Genomic DNA, 14,826 nt, shown 5'->3' with positions numbered 1-14,826 from the left:
CATTATATTCCACGGCGGTGCCGGCAGCTGCCTGAACATCCACTTCGTCCGTTATATTCTTCTTGCTTTTCTCTTCCATATAATATATCAACGCCCGGCATGACGTGCCGACGGTCTTTCGTATTTACAATATCTTTCTGTAACAACGCCTGCGCTTGTGCATCACGTAGTCGAGATGCTGCCACTGGCTCTGCACATGCTCGTTGCTCTCCATCTCGACCTGGCTCTCTCCCCACTCAAAACCACGTGCCTGATAGCGCGGGATTAGGTCGGCAAACATCAGCGCGTTGGCGCCTTTCACTCTGTACTCGGGCAACACACCCATGAGAAGCAGGTCTACACCCTTGGTCCTGTTGAACTTCAACGCCCGCAGTACATGCCACCAGCCGAATGGAAACAACCGTCCGCGCCGGCATTTCTGCAACGCCACGGAAAGCGAGGGTATTGTTATGCCCACACCAACCATCTTGTTCCCGGCATTACGGTCTTCCACAACGGTAATCAGATCGAGGTCTACAAACGGGAAATACATGTCTATGTATTGTTTTATCTGCCGCTCCGACAGTTCCGAATACCCGTAAAGATCCTTTCCGGTGGCATTGAGCAGTTCGAACATCTTGTATCCGTATCCGCCCTGAAAGACATCCTTGCGCGTCAGCTTGCGCACATGAAGATTGTACCGCGTCTGTATCATGCGTGCTATCTTGTTGTATTTCTCCGGCACTTCCTTAGGTACCGTGAGCTTGAACTCAACGTAGTCGTTGTCCTTTTCATAACCTTCAAGGACCGAGATGTGCTCCGGATAATACGGATAGTTGTATATCGTGGGCATCGTACCGAGTTGGTCGAAGCCCCATGTAAGCATTCCTTCGGGATCCATGTCAGTAAACCCGAGCGGTCCCACAATCTCCGCCATGCCCTTTTCCCTGCCATATTCCTCAACGGCTTTGAGCAGTGCGGCGGAAACTTCCTTGTCGTCCACAAAGTCTATCCACCCGAAACGTACGTTACGGCGGTTCCATCTTTCGTTCGCACGATGATTTATTATGGCGGCGACACGCCCTTTCATCACTCCGTTTTCATCGAAAGCCATGAAATATTCGGCTTCGCAGAACTCGAAGGCCGCATTCTTTTCCTTGCTCAAAGTGTTGTACTCGTCGCCGAACAAGGCAGGAACATCAAACTTGTTACCCTTGTAAAGACTGTAGTGAAAATTGATGAAAGCCTTTAAATCGTTCTTGCTTTCAACCTTCCTTATTTTAACTGACGGCATTTTTTACCTCTGTATATTACGTAATAAAACATTACAAAAGTAATATTATTTGGTCTAAAAACCAAAGAAAAACGCTTTATTTCACTTTCATTTGGAATTGACGTAAAGCAACGGACATACATCCGCTGTTCATATTTTGGAACATACAAGTACCGCACGTGTACCGCAGGCGCACGTAGTGCCGAACACATAGACATCGCCGCCGTCTCCAAGCCGAAGTCTTTTGCGCAGTTCCGCCACGGTAAGGGGAAAGTTGCGCACGGCGACATTGGCTTTCGTCACACCTGCGAGCACGGTTTTCAGTTCTTTCTTGTTCATCGACGAAACGGCGGTAACGGCGAAGTGCCGACCGGGGAAGTCGTCCACCACTCTGTCCGACACGAACAGGCGGCTGTTGACACCCACCTGCCGCACACCGTAACGGTTGCAAAGCAGTCCGAAACAGCCTGCCTTCATCACCGAGGCATCGGGCTCGTAAAGGTATCTGCCGGCAAGCGATGTGTAAGGCTCATCCGACGTAAGCGTGGGCCTGCATGCCTCTTCAAGACTGCAACGCACAGTCCGTCCGTCGTTAATGCAATATATCTCCGGCTGCGAGGAACCTTTACGCGACAGGACGAAGAGCAGTTCCTTACACTCGTTGCGCACCGAAATGACATGTATCTCCCTCACCACGTCGGGACAGACGGCATTGAGTGAGGCAACAGCATCGTGCCAGTCGAGCATCGGCGACAGTTTCAGCATCACATTGTCTGCCTTCTCCGTCAGCTCGACAAGCATGCAGAGCACATCGGGCGTGCAGTCGCCAATGGCATAGGTGCGCCCTCCGCAGGCATCGCGGCGTGCCGGGTCGAGATATATAAGCGAGGCATGTTCTATGTTGTGAAGATATTCTGTGCCGTCGGCACAGACAACGTCCGCACCGTCAAGTGCCAGCACGCCGAAGTTGTTGCGTGCCGTCTCGCACAGTCGCTCGTTGCGTTCCACGTATATTGAACGTTCGAAAAAGCGCGACATAAATGAGAAGTCGACCCCGAAACCGCCGGTAAGGTCTACAAGCAACGATGCCTTGTCACTTGTTCCGCAACCGCATATACGCCCGGCGACGTCAGCCTTTATACGTGCCGCCGTCTCGCCGGAGCACTGCTCCATGGACAGATGCGGAGGGTAGATGATGCCATCGGTCTGTGCCCATGACGGCAGTTTTTCACATGCCTTCTGCCACCCGGCAATCTGTTCGAGCACGAATGGCACATCGATATCCTTGCGCCCGGCTATTTGGAATGCCAGTTTGCGAACGTCATCGTTGCGGTGATTGTGTATGAAAGTTGCTGTCATATCTCCCAACCAATTATAAATTATCAATTATAAATTATTAATTGTCGATTACAACGCCTTGTAGTATTTCCTCGCGACGGCTCTCGACACGAGGTTGAAGTGCCACCACTCCGTGCGCAGAGGCTTGAAACCGGCAGATATCATCACCTTCCTCAGCAGTTCACGGTTTTTCTTAGCCTCGGCGGTCATCTGCCTGCGCGCCACCATTCCCGCCTCATCGGTGATGTGTGAAAGGCGGCTCATGTGGTCTACCTTTGTGCCCATGGGTATGGAGTCGCCGTCAAGGGTGCATAGTGTTATATCCACCGCCAGACCATAGTTGTGCATTCCGCCGCCGTTGCGCGGGTTGCTGACGTATATACTTTTGGACGTATTCTTCACCTTGTCCCACATCTTCTGCTGTATGCTCATGGGACGCGCGGCATCGTATATCTTCAGACTGAGGTCGGGACGCAGCTCCTTCAGTCGTTTCTGCGCCTTTACCAGTGCGGCGGCAGCCTTGGGATGAAGGTAAGCATCGCGCAGGTCTCCGTATAGCACCGTACCCGTGAAATTGTCGGGACGAGCATACATGAGGCTCACGAATATCGAACTGTCGAGTTTCTTTATGTTAACCATGCCCTTACGCTCCATGTCACGGGCTGCGGCTGATGTTTTTTGGGCATGACATGGCGCGCCTGCCGCAAGAAACAGCAGTACAAAATATGTGGCGATAAAAGTTCTTTTCATAACCGGTAAATTATTCTTTGAAACATCGGTGACAATGACTTCAAGTGTCATACATGATCTTTCAGTTTCCAATATGCCGCCTTTTGCAGTCTAAAATGCCGTCTTTCAGAACGCGAAAGACGGCATATTGGAAACTAAAAGGTATCATTTTGATTTTCAAGGGGTTGCAAAACAAGGTTTATAAGACCTATAAGGCTTATAAGTCCTATAAACCCCATAAGTCAATAAAGATGCCTATTTCGCATTAATCTCCTTCAAAAGGCGGTCTGCGTGTCCCCACTTGTCCATCATGAAGAGCACGAAACGAATGTCCACACCTATACAGCGTGCCAGCGTGCGGTCGAAGAAGATGTCGCTCGAGAGGCTGTCCCAGTTGCCGTCGAAAGCAAGACCGATAAGCTCTCCGTTGCCGTTGAACATCGGTGAGCCGCTGTTTCCGCCCGTAATGTCGTTGTTGGTGAGGAAGCAAAGCTGCATCTTGCCGGTCTCCTTGTCCTGATACTTACCGAACGACGGTGCCGAGAGAAGTTCTTTCATTATAGGCTCTGCAACATAATCGATCATCTTGTCGCTCTTGTTCATCTTCTCCACGATGCTCTCCGCCGTGGTGTAATAACCCGAGGGGGCACCGTTCAAGGTGAAGCCGCCCACCTGTCCGTAACTCAGACGCATCGTGAAGTTGGCGTCGGAATAGTGCGGCATGTCTTCCTCCATGCGCAATTTGGCTGCACAGAGGTATTTTTCCTGAATGCCTATAGAGTCGTTAAGGCTGCGCATCTTGCCGAGCATGTCGCCCCACATCGTGACAAGGTCCATGCCCATCTGCACACCGAGGTCGTTTTTATACTCCTTCTTCGTGAAGTAGATCTTCTTGCCTTTCTTCATCAGAATGGAGTTTGACCAAAGATAGTCCACGTATTTGGCATAGTCGCCGTCGAACTGTGTGTCGATGGTCTTGTAGAACTCGGGCAGTGCCGCGGCGTCCACATGCTCGCGGTAGTTCTTCAGCAGCACGGCATACACTTCCTTGTCGAGAGCCTCGTCCCATGTGTCGCTGTTGTCTTTGAACTCAACATACTGCTTTGAAGGCTTGTTCTTGGGTCCTTTAACCTCTATTCCCTGGTTCACAAGCATGGCGCGTGTGGCAAGCTCGTTGGTGCGGCGGAAGGTCTCCATGAAGTAGTACAGGTTGCGCATCACGTCGAACTGCCTGTTGTAAAGGTTCTCCATTACGCTGAAATCAAGTTTGCCCTTAAGATATCCCGTGCTGTCCTGATATGCGCGGATGAGTTTTTCATACTGCTGCTTCTGGTTTATAATGCCGATGGAATCGATACATTTGTTCATTCCGAGTGAGTTTTTCCAGTAGTTGGAGCTTTGAGCGTACTTCGAATCGTACTTTATGCGCACGCCCTCGTCTGCCCTCATGTGGCGTATCATAACGTCCTGCTTCACACCGCGAACCTGTGCACGCGGTGTGTTCTGCGCATCGCGCATCTCCTTTATGCCGTATGACGACAGATAGCGGTTGGTGCTTCCGGGGTAGCCCATGGTCATGGCAAAGTCGCCGTCCTTATATCCCTGCAGAGAGACGGGTGCCCAGTGCTTGGGATGATACGGCACGTTGTTTTCCGAATAGGCAGCCGGACCGTTGGTCTTCGGGTCGGCATAGATGCGGAACACGCTGAAGTCGCACGTCTGGCGTGGCCACATCCAGTTGTCGGTCTCGCCTCCGAACTTGCCCATAGACTTCGGTATGGTGAAGACAAGGCGCAGATCGGTAAACGCCTGATATGTTGTGGCAAAATACTTATTGCCCTCATAGAAGGCGTCTATCTCCACGTGATACGTGCTGTCCTGCTTCTTGGCTTCCAGGTCAAGCTCTTTCTGAAGCTTTTCGATAAGCTCCGCCTTGCCGTCATTGTCCTTATAGTCGAAGCCCTGCTCCAAAAGACGGTCCGTAACGTCTTCCTGCTTTACCATGAAAGACACGAACATGTTCTTGTTGGGCAGCTCCTCGCTGTAAGACTTGGCATAGAAACCGTTCAGCATGTAATCGTGCTCAACCGTCGAATGGCTGCGTATAGCCTCGAAACCGCAATGGTGGTTGGTAAAAACAAGCCCGTCCGGCGACACTACAACACCCGAACAGAAACCGCTGAAGTTTACAACCGACTTCATGATAGCATCGTTTCCACTGTAAAGAGCATCGTACGGCAATTTGAATCCCTCTGCCTTCATCTGCTCATATACCGCCTCCGGCAGGTTGTAGAGCGTCCACATGCCTTCGTCCGCCTTTGCTTTGAAAAGCGAAAAGACGCACAATACCAATAATGTTAGTTTTCTCATATCGTTTATTTTAAATTATTGAATATTCTTTTATGGAGTCTATAAGTTCTATAGTGTCTATAGATACTATAGTCTGACGCCTCATCTCTTGAAATACCTGCCCACCACCGGCAGTCCCGAAAGTGGGAAATCACGGTGCACTGTATATGCCATGAACAAGGCGATAAGCAGCGTGTTCACCGCAACAGACGCCCACACGGAAAGCACCGTGCCGCCGGCACGCATGCCGAAGAACAGCACTGCGGCGAGAACAACGTACCGTGAGATATCGGCAAGAGGATAGTCGATTGGGTACTTCTTCTGTCCCACGAGATAGGACAGCGTCATCGCCGTGCCATAGCCTGCCACACCAGCCCACGCGCACGCCATATAACCGTATGACGGGACAAATATCACGTTGACAACGATAAGCACCGCGCAGCCTATACCCGAGAACCATGCGCCCCAGATGGTGCGGTCGGTGAGCTTATACCAGAACGAGAGATTGAAATAAATGCCCATCATAATCTCCGCCACCATGACTATCGGCACGACATCAAGCCCCACCCAGTAGTCACGCCCTATGATATGGCGCAACAAGCTTATATATCCCATTACGACAAGAAATGCCAAAAGAGTGAATATTATGAAGTATTTCATAGCTTTGGCATACGTCTCGCGGTTGTCCTTGTCCCTTGCCTTGCCGAACACGAACGGCTCGTAGGCGTAACGGAAAGCCTGCGTTATCATTGCCATAATCATGGCAATCTTGCTTGCCGCGCCGTATATGCCGAGCTGGGCATGGGCATCCGGACCCTTATATATGTAAGGAAAGAGTATCTTGTCGGCAGTCTGATTAAGTATGCCGGCTATGCCGAGAACGAGTATGGGCCAGCTGTAGGCGAACATACGCTTTATCAATGAAGAATGAAGAATGAAGAATGAAGAATGAAAATTACCGGAGTGCTCAGTATAATTATAAATCTCGGAGTGCTTAGAGTTCTCGGAGAACTCTGATAACTCGAAACTATCCGAGCCCCTCGAAAAACAAAAAGCGTCTTTCAACTCGCCGTAGAACGCCAGCATCACCGTAGCCGTGCAGAACAGGTTTATGTAGAAGGCGAAGCCCACATCGGCTGGTTTTCCGTTTATTTCGGGCAGCACAACGAAGAAGAAGAGGTTCAACGCTATGTTCATTACAATGAACAGCATCTTCAGTGCTGCAAACTTTATGGGGCGCTTCTTGTAACGTAGATAGGCAAAAGGAATACTCTGAAAGGCGTCTATAGCCACCGTCAGAGCCATTACCCATACGTATGAGGGATGGTCGGAATAGCCTATCGCCGCCGATATAGGCGTGATAAAAGCCAGCACAAGGGCAACAAACAGCAGCCCGACAGTGCCTACAAGCATGAGCACGGTGAAATAAACGCGCTGCGGATTCTCACCTTCCTTATTCGCAAAGCGGAAGAACGTGGTCTCCATACCGAACGTGAGAAGCACGAAAAGCAGTGCCACGTATGCGTAGATGTTGGTTATCACACCGTAACCGCCGCCCGATGCCGCGAGTTTGGCGGTGTAGATAGGAACAAGCAGATAGTTAAGAAATCTGCCGACGATACTGCTCAGTCCGTAAATAGCAGTGTCTTTTACCAAAGACTTCAGATTTGCCATTGTCTTATTATTTATTTTTCAAGAAGAAGAAACAGAATTTTCTCATCCCGATCTATCATCAGCCCATTTCTTTATACTTAATTAATCTGCCCCGATAAATCATCCTTTTATTCTTCATTCTTTATTCATCATTCTTCATTTAATCACGTTCCGAAGAACATATATGCGATGAGTACGGCGGCGATGACGCCCGCCAAGTCCGCCATAAGCCCACAGGCAACGGCATGACGGGTATTTCTTATACCCACGCTGCCGAAATATACGGCAAGGATATAGAACGTGGTATCGGTCGAGCCTTGGAAGATGCAGCTGAGACGACCCACAAACGAGTCGGCTCCATACGCCGTCATGGCGTCCACCATCATGCCTCGCGCACCACTGCCTGAGAGCGGTTTCATGAGCGCAGTGGGCAGAGCACCCACAAAATCGGCATTACCGCCACAAAATTCCACGCCCCGACGCACACCGTCTATAAGCATATCCATTGCCCCTGAGGCACGGAACACGCCGATAGCAACGAGTATAGCCACAAGATAAGGTATTATGCGCACTGCCGTGGAAAAGCCGTCCTTGGCTCCTTCCACGAAAGCATCGTACACGTTCACTTTCTTTCTCACTCCCGCAATGATAAATCCCACGATGATGCACATGAGCAATATGTTTGACACAGACGTGCTGACAACATTCATCGTATCCTTGTCAAGTTTCCCAAAGCCCCATATTATTCCTGACACTGCAAAGCACAGCGTACCAAGTGTGAGCATCATTGTGCGGTTGATAAGGTTGATGCGCTGATATAAGGAAGTGACGACTATGCCGGCAAGAGTGGAGAAGAACGTGGCGAGAAGTAGCGGCACGAATACGTCGGTGGGCTGTGCCGCGCCAAGCTGTGCCCTGTATACCATTATGCTGACAGGTATAAGTGTAAGTCCCGAGGTATTGAGCACAAGGAACATTATCATCGGATTGGTGGCGGTGTCCTTTTTTCCGTTCAACTGCTGCAACTGTTCCATAGCCTTGAGTCCCAACGGTGTGGCGGCATTGTCAAGCCCAAGCATGTTCGCCGAGAGATTCATGAAGATGGAACCGGTGACAGGATGCCCTTTAGGAATGTCCGGAAACAGTTTTACGAACACGGGACCGAGCAAACGGGAAAGCATGTTTATGACACCACCCTTCTCGCCGATGCGCATTATACCGAGCCACAACGACAGCACTCCAGTAAGCCCGAGCGAAATCTCGAACGCCGTCTTCGATGTCTCGAACGTGGAATTCATCATTGCAGGAAAAACCTCCATATCGCCCATGAAGACAAGTCTGAAGAGCGCTATAACGAAAGCAATGACGAAGAATGCCACCCAAATATAGTTCAATACCATTTACTTTGACTTAACTTTTTCTATTTTAATAAGACCTATAAGTCCTGTTTACCTTAATAAGCCTTATAAGACATATAAGCCCCATAAGACATATATCACTTAAAACCCGGCACCTAAAGATCTGACACCTCGCCCAGCATTGCAAGTGCGCGGTTTTCCGCCGCCTCCATTATCTCGCGTTCGCCGGGTCCCTTGTCGTCTATGCCGCACAGGTGGAGTATGCCGTGGATTATGACGCGGTGCAGTTCGTCATCGTACTGTTTTCCGAATTTATCCGCATTGGTACGCACCGTGTCGAGCGATATGACGATGTCACCGTTTATAACGTCGTCCTCGTCATAGTCGAAGGTTATGATGTCTGTGTAGAAATCGTGCCCCAGATACTCGCGGTTCACCTCAAGTATCTTCTCATCATTCACGAACATGTAGCCTATCTCGCCCACTTTGCGCCCATATTGAGCAGCCACAGCCTTTATCCATGCCGTGGTGGGACGTTTCTTTATCTGAGGCATGCGTATGCCTTCTGCACTGTATGTTATCACCCTTTGTTAATTTATAATTGATAATTTAAAATTTATAATTCAAGAATATATTGTCTTTCGGGAGTATCGCGACCTCAGAGTTCTCCGAGAGTTCTGATGTTTCAGAGAACTCTGAGAACCACAATAGCCCTAAAGCCCGGGCAACTCTCATTCTTCATTCCTCATTCATCATTCTTCATTTACCGAAGGTATAAAGCACGATACGTCCATGCCGAAGTGTGCCAGCTCGCGCACGACACTGCTGCTTATGCTCGCCAGATGAGGCTCGGCATAGAACAGTACGGTCTCCGGTCCGCCTATCATTCTGTTTATGTCTGCCTGCTCGCGCTCGTACTCAAAGTCCTTGACACTGCGCACGCCCTTTATGATAAAGCCGGCATTCTCCCGACGGGCAAAGTCGGTTGTAAGGTCGGAATACGCCCTCACCTCTATCTTCGGTTCGCCAACATATAGTCTCGCTATGCGGCACACGCGCTCGTCGGCAGACAGCATGCACTGCTTGCGCTCGTTTACGCCCACGCCTATCACTATACGCCCGAAAAGGGGCAGAGCACGGCGGACAATGGAGTGGTGACCGATGGTAAAAGGGTCGAAACTACCTGTGAAAACAGCTGTCGTCATAATAACTCCGTAAATTTTATATTATACCTCCCGTCGTCAGAAAAGTTCCGGTTCCATGATGTTGCCGTTGCATGGGTTGCGCCCGAAGTGGGTATATGCAAGTTCCGTCACCATGCGGCCGCGCGGCGTACGCTTGATAAAGCCCTCCATGATGAGGAACGGTTCGTAGACCTCTTCCACGGTTCCGGCATCTTCGCCTATGGCGGTGGCAATGGTGGATATGCCCACCGGACCGCCCTTGAACTTGTCGATGATCATAAGCAGTATCTTGTTGTCTATCTCGTCCAAGCCGTAGCGGTCTATGTTGAGCGCCGTGAGAGCAACCTCTGTAATGGCTACGTCTATGCGCCCGGTGCCCTTAACCTGCGCAAAGTCGCGCACACGGCGCAACAGGGCGTTGGCAATACGGGGCGTTCCGCGACTGCGACCGGCTATCTCCACTGCGGCATCGGTGTCTATGGGCACTCTCAGAATGCCGGCAGAGCGCTGTATTATCTTCGTAAGAGTCTCCGGCTCGTAATATTCCAGATGAAGGTTTATGCCGAAACGGGCACGCAACGGCGCCGTGAGCAGTCCGCTGCGCGTGGTGGCTCCCACAAGTGTAAAGGGGTTGAGATCTATCTGTATGGAGCGCGCCGAGGGACCTTTGTCTATCATTATGTCTATGCGATAGTCTTCCATGGCGGAGTAGAGATATTCCTCCACGACGGGCGACAGACGGTGTATCTCGTCGATGAAGAGCACCTCGCGCGGCTCGAGCGAGGTGAGTATGCCGGCAAGGTCGCCGGGCTTGTCGAGCACCGGACCGCTCGTCAACTTGAAGCCCACACCCAGTTCGTTGGCAATGATGTTGCTGAGCGTGGTCTTTCCCAGTCCGGGCGGACCGTGCAGGAGGGTATGGTCGAGCGGTTCACCCCTGTATTTGGCAGCCTCGACAAACACCTCGAGGTTCTCCACCACCTTCTGTTGTCCGCTGAAATCGGAGAACTGAAGCGGGCGGAGAGCATTCTCAAAGTCTTTTTCCGAAGCCGTGACCGTATCTCTTCTTATATCGAATTTATCATCCATAAAATGTCATGAAGTGACTTATATTATTGTTTGCAAAGTTAAGAAAAATATTCGTCAGTATACCGCTTTTTAACAATTTGTTGGATACGGTTTTTCAAGAGGTCATCTTTCGACCTCCAATATGCCGTCTTTTGCACTCTAAAAGGCGGCATTTCAGGCTCCAAAAGGGCACCTTTTGGAACGCAGGAGGTATCATCCTTGTTTCCAGCGAGTTACGAACACGAAAGAGAAGAGGCTGGGATTTGAAGGAAATACTATATAAAAAGGCATCGGATACGCCGTATTTTTTTACCACTGCGCCCTGACGATGTATCGGGAAAAAGGTTTATCTTTGCAGAAAGAATATTTTTTTGCTACAATAAAAAGCATAACAACCATGAGAATAAACATGACCGAGTGGATGCGCGACATCATCCGAAGGAAAGAAGTGACGGCTGTGCCGGTAATGACACACCCGGGCATAGAGATAACGGGGAACACCGTTCTCGATGCCGTAAGCAAAGGTGAGGTTCATCATAATGCCATTGCGGCATTGGCAGAGAAATATCCCACGGCCGCAGCAACGGTGATAATGGACCTGACGGTGGAGGCGGAGGCTTTCGGCGCGGAAATATCATTCACAGAAAACGAGGTGCCGGCTGTTATCGGACATTTGCTAAACGGTGTGGAAGACATAGACCGGCTGGAAGTACCGTCGCTGCATGCAGGTCGTGTACCGGAATATATCAAGGCGAACGTGCTTGCCGCACACACCATAACCGACCGCCCCGTACTTGCCGGCTGTATAGGTCCGTTCTCGCTTGCAGGGCGCCTTTACGACATGTCGGAGATAATGATACTTATATATCAGGACACAGAGGCTGCACACAAACTGCTCGGCAAGTGCACCGACTTCATCATGAAATACTGCATGGCACTGAAAGAGGTGGGTGCAAACGGGGTAATGATGGCAGAACCGGCAGCCGGACTGATGTCTGACAGCGACTGCCGCACATTTTCATCAGACTATGTCAAGAAAATTGTTGACGTGGTTCAGGACGACCACTTCAGTGTGGTGCTGCACAACTGCGGCAACACAGGACACTGTACCGGAGCCATGGTTGCAACAGGGGCGGCGGCATATCATTTCGGCAACAAGTGTGACATGGCGGAAGTGATACGCGAAGTGCCGTCTACGGCACTGGCGATGGGTAATATAGACCCCGTGTCGCTGTTCAAGGATGCCACACCGGAAGAAATGTACAAGGCAACAACCGACCTGCTCGAGAATACGCGCAGATATCCCAATTTCGTACTGTCGAGCGGATGCGACACACCGCCGCATACGCCGTTTGCCAACATCGACGCTTTCTTCAGCGCACTTGAAGATTTCAACAAATGACAGAACACGAGCTATCTTTCGACGACCTGAACATCAGCCCGCATGAAATATACGAGCAGATGGGATACGGAGAAAATATTCCGGATAACGATGTGGTTGCCGAAACAGAAGATATAATACAGGAAGTGAAAGGCCTGCTCCGCCCCCGTTTCTGCTTCTTCGTAAGCGGCGGCGTACTCGATACAGGTACAAGGACGCTTGCCGCCCGCGGCTTTCACTTCAACATAGGACGCATAATAACACGTCAGTTGCGCGACTCGCACGCATACGCCTTTTTCGTTGCTACGAGCGGAGCCGAATTCGAGGCATTCCAAAAAAAACTGAAAACAGAGAACGACATGGTCAGGATTTTTATTGCCGACGCCATGGGGAGCGTAATTGCGGAAAAGACGGCAGACTGTATGGAAACGGTACTACAGCATCAGATAGCAGGAAGAGGATGGAAACATACCAACCGATTCAGCCCCGGATACTGCGGATGGCATGTGTCAGAACAGCACAGCTTATTTTCCATGTTTCCAAAAAGCAATCCATGCGGAGTGACACTGACAGAATCGAGCCTTATGATGCCTATAAAGTCGGTAAGCGGGGTTATAGGTGTAGGTGAGAACGTGCGTAAATTGGAATACAGTTGTGGGCTGTGCGACTATGAGAAATGCTATAAAAGGAAAGCGAGGAAATTATCTAATTAATAAGTAAGAGCGAGGAAATTAAGAATTAAGAGTTAAGAATTAAGAAAATATGCTTTGGGGGTTGTATTGGTCTTATTAGACCTATTAGGACTTATTAGCCTAATTCCCCTTTCCCCAAAAGCATATTTTCTTAATTCTTAACTCTTAATTCTTAATTAAAGAACACATACAGTCCTATCATTACTATGGCAAGGGCTATCCAGCCGACGCGCACTCCGAGCGACGGTTTTTCCCTTATAACCGCCATTGCCGGACGCTCTGCGGAAACCTTGTCCGTAAGACTTACAATCACCATGCTTATTATAAGAATTACAAAAATATAGAAAGAGAGCATCATGAAGTGTATAGTCTCGGCTGCACCGGGTATAACCCAAAGATAGAGTATGCCGCTGCCTATGCTGAATATTGTTCCGAACGTAAGCGTAATGTTTGCGGCAAGAGTGGTGCAGCGCCTCCAGAAAACACCCATTACAAACACGGCTGCCATAGGCGGAGCTATGAAACTGAGAACCGACTGGAAGACATTGAACAGGTCCATACCCTTGATGTTGTCCACCGCAATGGTAATTACTATCGACACAAGGGCACCGACAACGGTGACGATATGCCCTGTGCGGACAATCTCCTGCTGCGAGGCGTTGGGACGGATGTTCTTGACATAGATGTCCATGGTGAACACCGTACTGAGTGCATTGAGCGCGGAACCGATTGTGCTGACGAGCGCAGCAGTGAGAACAGCCATGACAAGACCTACCATTCCGACAGGGAACAGGTTGGAGACAAGTGTCATATAGGCATTGTCCGCCTCTATTGTGGCACCGCCGAAGAAGCCCGTTTTCCAAAGTGCAAAGCACACGATGCCCGGGATGATGTATATTGCAACGTCGAGAATTTTGAGCCATCCGGTGAAATTGGCACCGCGCTGCCCCTCGTTGAGGTTCTTTGCGGCAAGTACGGGCTGCACCATCGACTGGTCGGTACACCAGAACCACAGTCCTGATATGGGATAGCCCAAAAGTATGGGGAGCCACGGGAAATCCTTGTCGGAATTGGGTTGGAACAGGTTCCAGTAGTCGGACGGGATTATATCCGGGTCTGCAAGTTTTGTAATACCGCCCGTAAACGACGAGCCACCGAGCGTATATATGCCCACAACGGTAAGCGTTGCCGAAACGAAAATAAGCAGCACCATTTGATAAACGTTGGTATATGCCACCGCCTTAAGACCACCAAGCATGGTAAAGAAAGCGGATATGGCAAGAAGTATGAACGCCGACATCCACATCGGAATGCCGAAGACCTGACGTATGAGTATGCCGCCGGCAAAAAGAGTTAGGGCAAGCCACGATATGAGAATGGTGACAATGGTATACCATGCAAGCATGTTACGGGTGGACTGACCGAAGCGCTTACCCATGAACTCGGGCAGTGTGGTGATGTTTTCGCCAAGGTAACGGGGTGCGAAGACAAAGGCAAGGAGAGCGATGAAGACAAAGGCATACCATGCGTAGTTGCCGGACACGATACCGGTGGTAAATCCGGCACTTGCCGAAGCGATGAGCATGGAAGGTCCGACGTTGGTTCCCCACATGGAGAAACCTATGTGGTGCCACTTCAGCGAGTGACCTGCAAGAAACTTGTTGCTGCCTTTCTTACTCTTTGAGCTAGCCCATACGCCTATTGCCAGCAATACTATGAAATAGCCGAACAATATGATCCAGTCGGGCGTCTGTAAAGATAAATCTTTCATTTTTTCAGGTATTAGATTGTTATTAAGTTTATTCTGTCATTAAACATAATG

The 14,826-nt window shown here is 50.0% G+C and carries 12 protein-coding genes; 2 read left to right on the top strand and 10 right to left on the bottom strand.

Annotated features, from left to right (window positions below):
* Positions 1-124: 124 nt before the first annotated feature.
* From HPS54_RS00400 to ruvB, 9 genes are all read right to left on the bottom strand, one after another.
* Complete coding sequence (locus tag HPS54_RS00400; RefSeq protein WP_172343520.1) at positions 125-1,273, bottom strand: N-acetyltransferase; 1,149 nt, start codon at positions 1,271-1,273, stop codon at positions 125-127.
* A 129-nt stretch (positions 1,274-1,402) separates the two neighbouring features.
* A complete protein-coding gene (locus tag HPS54_RS00395; protein WP_172343519.1) occupies positions 1,403-2,611 on the bottom strand; it encodes a THUMP-like domain-containing protein in 1,209 nt (402 codons plus the stop codon).
* A gap of 48 nt (positions 2,612-2,659) precedes the next feature.
* Positions 2,660-3,340: a M15 family metallopeptidase gene (locus HPS54_RS00390; RefSeq protein ID WP_172343518.1), complete on the bottom strand. Its 681-nt coding sequence runs from the start codon at positions 3,338-3,340 to the stop codon at positions 2,660-2,662.
* A 234-nt stretch (positions 3,341-3,574) separates the two neighbouring features.
* Positions 3,575-5,689: a S46 family peptidase gene (locus HPS54_RS00385; protein WP_172343517.1), complete on the bottom strand. Its 2,115-nt coding sequence runs from the start codon at positions 5,687-5,689 to the stop codon at positions 3,575-3,577.
* An 81-nt stretch (positions 5,690-5,770) separates the two neighbouring features.
* A complete protein-coding gene (locus HPS54_RS00380) occupies positions 5,771-7,342 on the bottom strand; it encodes a polysaccharide biosynthesis C-terminal domain-containing protein (RefSeq protein WP_172343516.1) in 1,572 nt (523 codons plus the stop codon).
* A gap of 143 nt (positions 7,343-7,485) precedes the next feature.
* The gene (locus HPS54_RS00375) at positions 7,486-8,721 is read right to left on the bottom strand and encodes a nucleoside recognition domain-containing protein (RefSeq protein ID WP_172343515.1); all 1,236 of its coding nucleotides are present in this window, start codon (positions 8,719-8,721) and stop codon (positions 7,486-7,488) included.
* A 113-nt stretch (positions 8,722-8,834) separates the two neighbouring features.
* Positions 8,835-9,263, bottom strand: coding sequence for an rRNA maturation RNase YbeY (gene ybeY / locus HPS54_RS00370; RefSeq protein WP_172343514.1), 429 nt, complete (start codon positions 9,261-9,263; stop codon positions 8,835-8,837).
* Between the two features lie 168 nt (positions 9,264-9,431).
* Positions 9,432-9,884: a pantetheine-phosphate adenylyltransferase gene (coaD, locus tag HPS54_RS00365; protein WP_172343513.1), complete on the bottom strand. Its 453-nt coding sequence runs from the start codon at positions 9,882-9,884 to the stop codon at positions 9,432-9,434.
* A gap of 36 nt (positions 9,885-9,920) precedes the next feature.
* On the bottom strand, positions 9,921-10,952 hold the full coding sequence (gene ruvB / locus HPS54_RS00360; RefSeq protein ID WP_172343512.1) for a Holliday junction branch migration DNA helicase RuvB: 1,032 nt from the start codon (positions 10,950-10,952) through the stop codon (positions 9,921-9,923).
* A gap of 376 nt (positions 10,953-11,328) precedes the next feature.
* Between ruvB and HPS54_RS00355 the strand changes: the two genes are divergently transcribed.
* Together HPS54_RS00355 and HPS54_RS00350 are read left to right on the top strand one after the other, a co-directional pair.
* Complete coding sequence (locus HPS54_RS00355) at positions 11,329-12,333, top strand: uroporphyrinogen decarboxylase family protein (protein ID WP_172343511.1); 1,005 nt, start codon at positions 11,329-11,331, stop codon at positions 12,331-12,333.
* Positions 12,330-13,025 (top strand): vitamin B12 dependent-methionine synthase activation domain-containing protein, encoded by a 696-nt coding sequence (locus HPS54_RS00350; protein ID WP_172343510.1) that lies wholly within the window; start codon positions 12,330-12,332, stop codon positions 13,023-13,025. The genes HPS54_RS00355 and HPS54_RS00350 overlap by 4 nt, the downstream gene beginning before the upstream one ends.
* Positions 13,026-13,176: 151 nt before the next feature.
* Here the strand turns inward: HPS54_RS00350 and HPS54_RS00345 are convergent, their stop codons facing one another.
* Positions 13,177-14,775: a sodium:solute symporter family transporter gene (locus HPS54_RS00345; RefSeq protein WP_172343509.1), complete on the bottom strand. Its 1,599-nt coding sequence runs from the start codon at positions 14,773-14,775 to the stop codon at positions 13,177-13,179.
* Between the last annotated feature and the right edge of the window lie 51 nt (positions 14,776-14,826).

Source organism: Xylanibacter caecicola (assembly GCF_013166515.1).
GTDB lineage: Bacteria > Bacteroidota > Bacteroidia > Bacteroidales > Bacteroidaceae > Prevotella > Prevotella caecicola.
This window is presented reverse-complemented; position numbering and strand designations above follow the sequence as displayed.

What these genes read in the sequence shown, in the direction of transcription:
- HPS54_RS00355 (WP_172343511.1), top strand. Translation starts at nt 11,329, where the DNA reads ATGAGAATAAACATGACCGAGTGGATGCGCGACATCATCCGAAGGAAA.
- HPS54_RS00375 (WP_172343515.1), bottom strand. Translation starts at nt 8,721, where the DNA reads ATGGTATTGAACTATATTTGGGTGGCATTCTTCGTCATTGCTTTCGTT.
- HPS54_RS00345 (WP_172343509.1), bottom strand. Translation starts at nt 14,775, where the DNA reads ATGAAAGATTTATCTTTACAGACGCCCGACTGGATCATATTGTTCGGC.
- HPS54_RS00400 (WP_172343520.1), bottom strand. Translation starts at nt 1,273, where the DNA reads ATGCCGTCAGTTAAAATAAGGAAGGTTGAAAGCAAGAACGATTTAAAG.
- HPS54_RS00380 (WP_172343516.1), bottom strand. Translation starts at nt 7,342, where the DNA reads ATGGCAAATCTGAAGTCTTTGGTAAAAGACACTGCTATTTACGGACTG.
- HPS54_RS00390 (WP_172343518.1), bottom strand. Translation starts at nt 3,340, where the DNA reads ATGAAAAGAACTTTTATCGCCACATATTTTGTACTGCTGTTTCTTGCG.
- HPS54_RS00395 (WP_172343519.1), bottom strand. Translation starts at nt 2,611, where the DNA reads ATGACAGCAACTTTCATACACAATCACCGCAACGATGACGTTCGCAAA.
- HPS54_RS00350 (WP_172343510.1), top strand. Translation starts at nt 12,330, where the DNA reads ATGACAGAACACGAGCTATCTTTCGACGACCTGAACATCAGCCCGCAT.
- HPS54_RS00385 (WP_172343517.1), bottom strand. Translation starts at nt 5,689, where the DNA reads ATGAGAAAACTAACATTATTGGTATTGTGCGTCTTTTCGCTTTTCAAA.
- coaD (WP_172343513.1), bottom strand. Translation starts at nt 9,884, where the DNA reads ATGACGACAGCTGTTTTCACAGGTAGTTTCGACCCTTTTACCATCGGT.
- ruvB (WP_172343512.1), bottom strand. Translation starts at nt 10,952, where the DNA reads ATGGATGATAAATTCGATATAAGAAGAGATACGGTCACGGCTTCGGAA.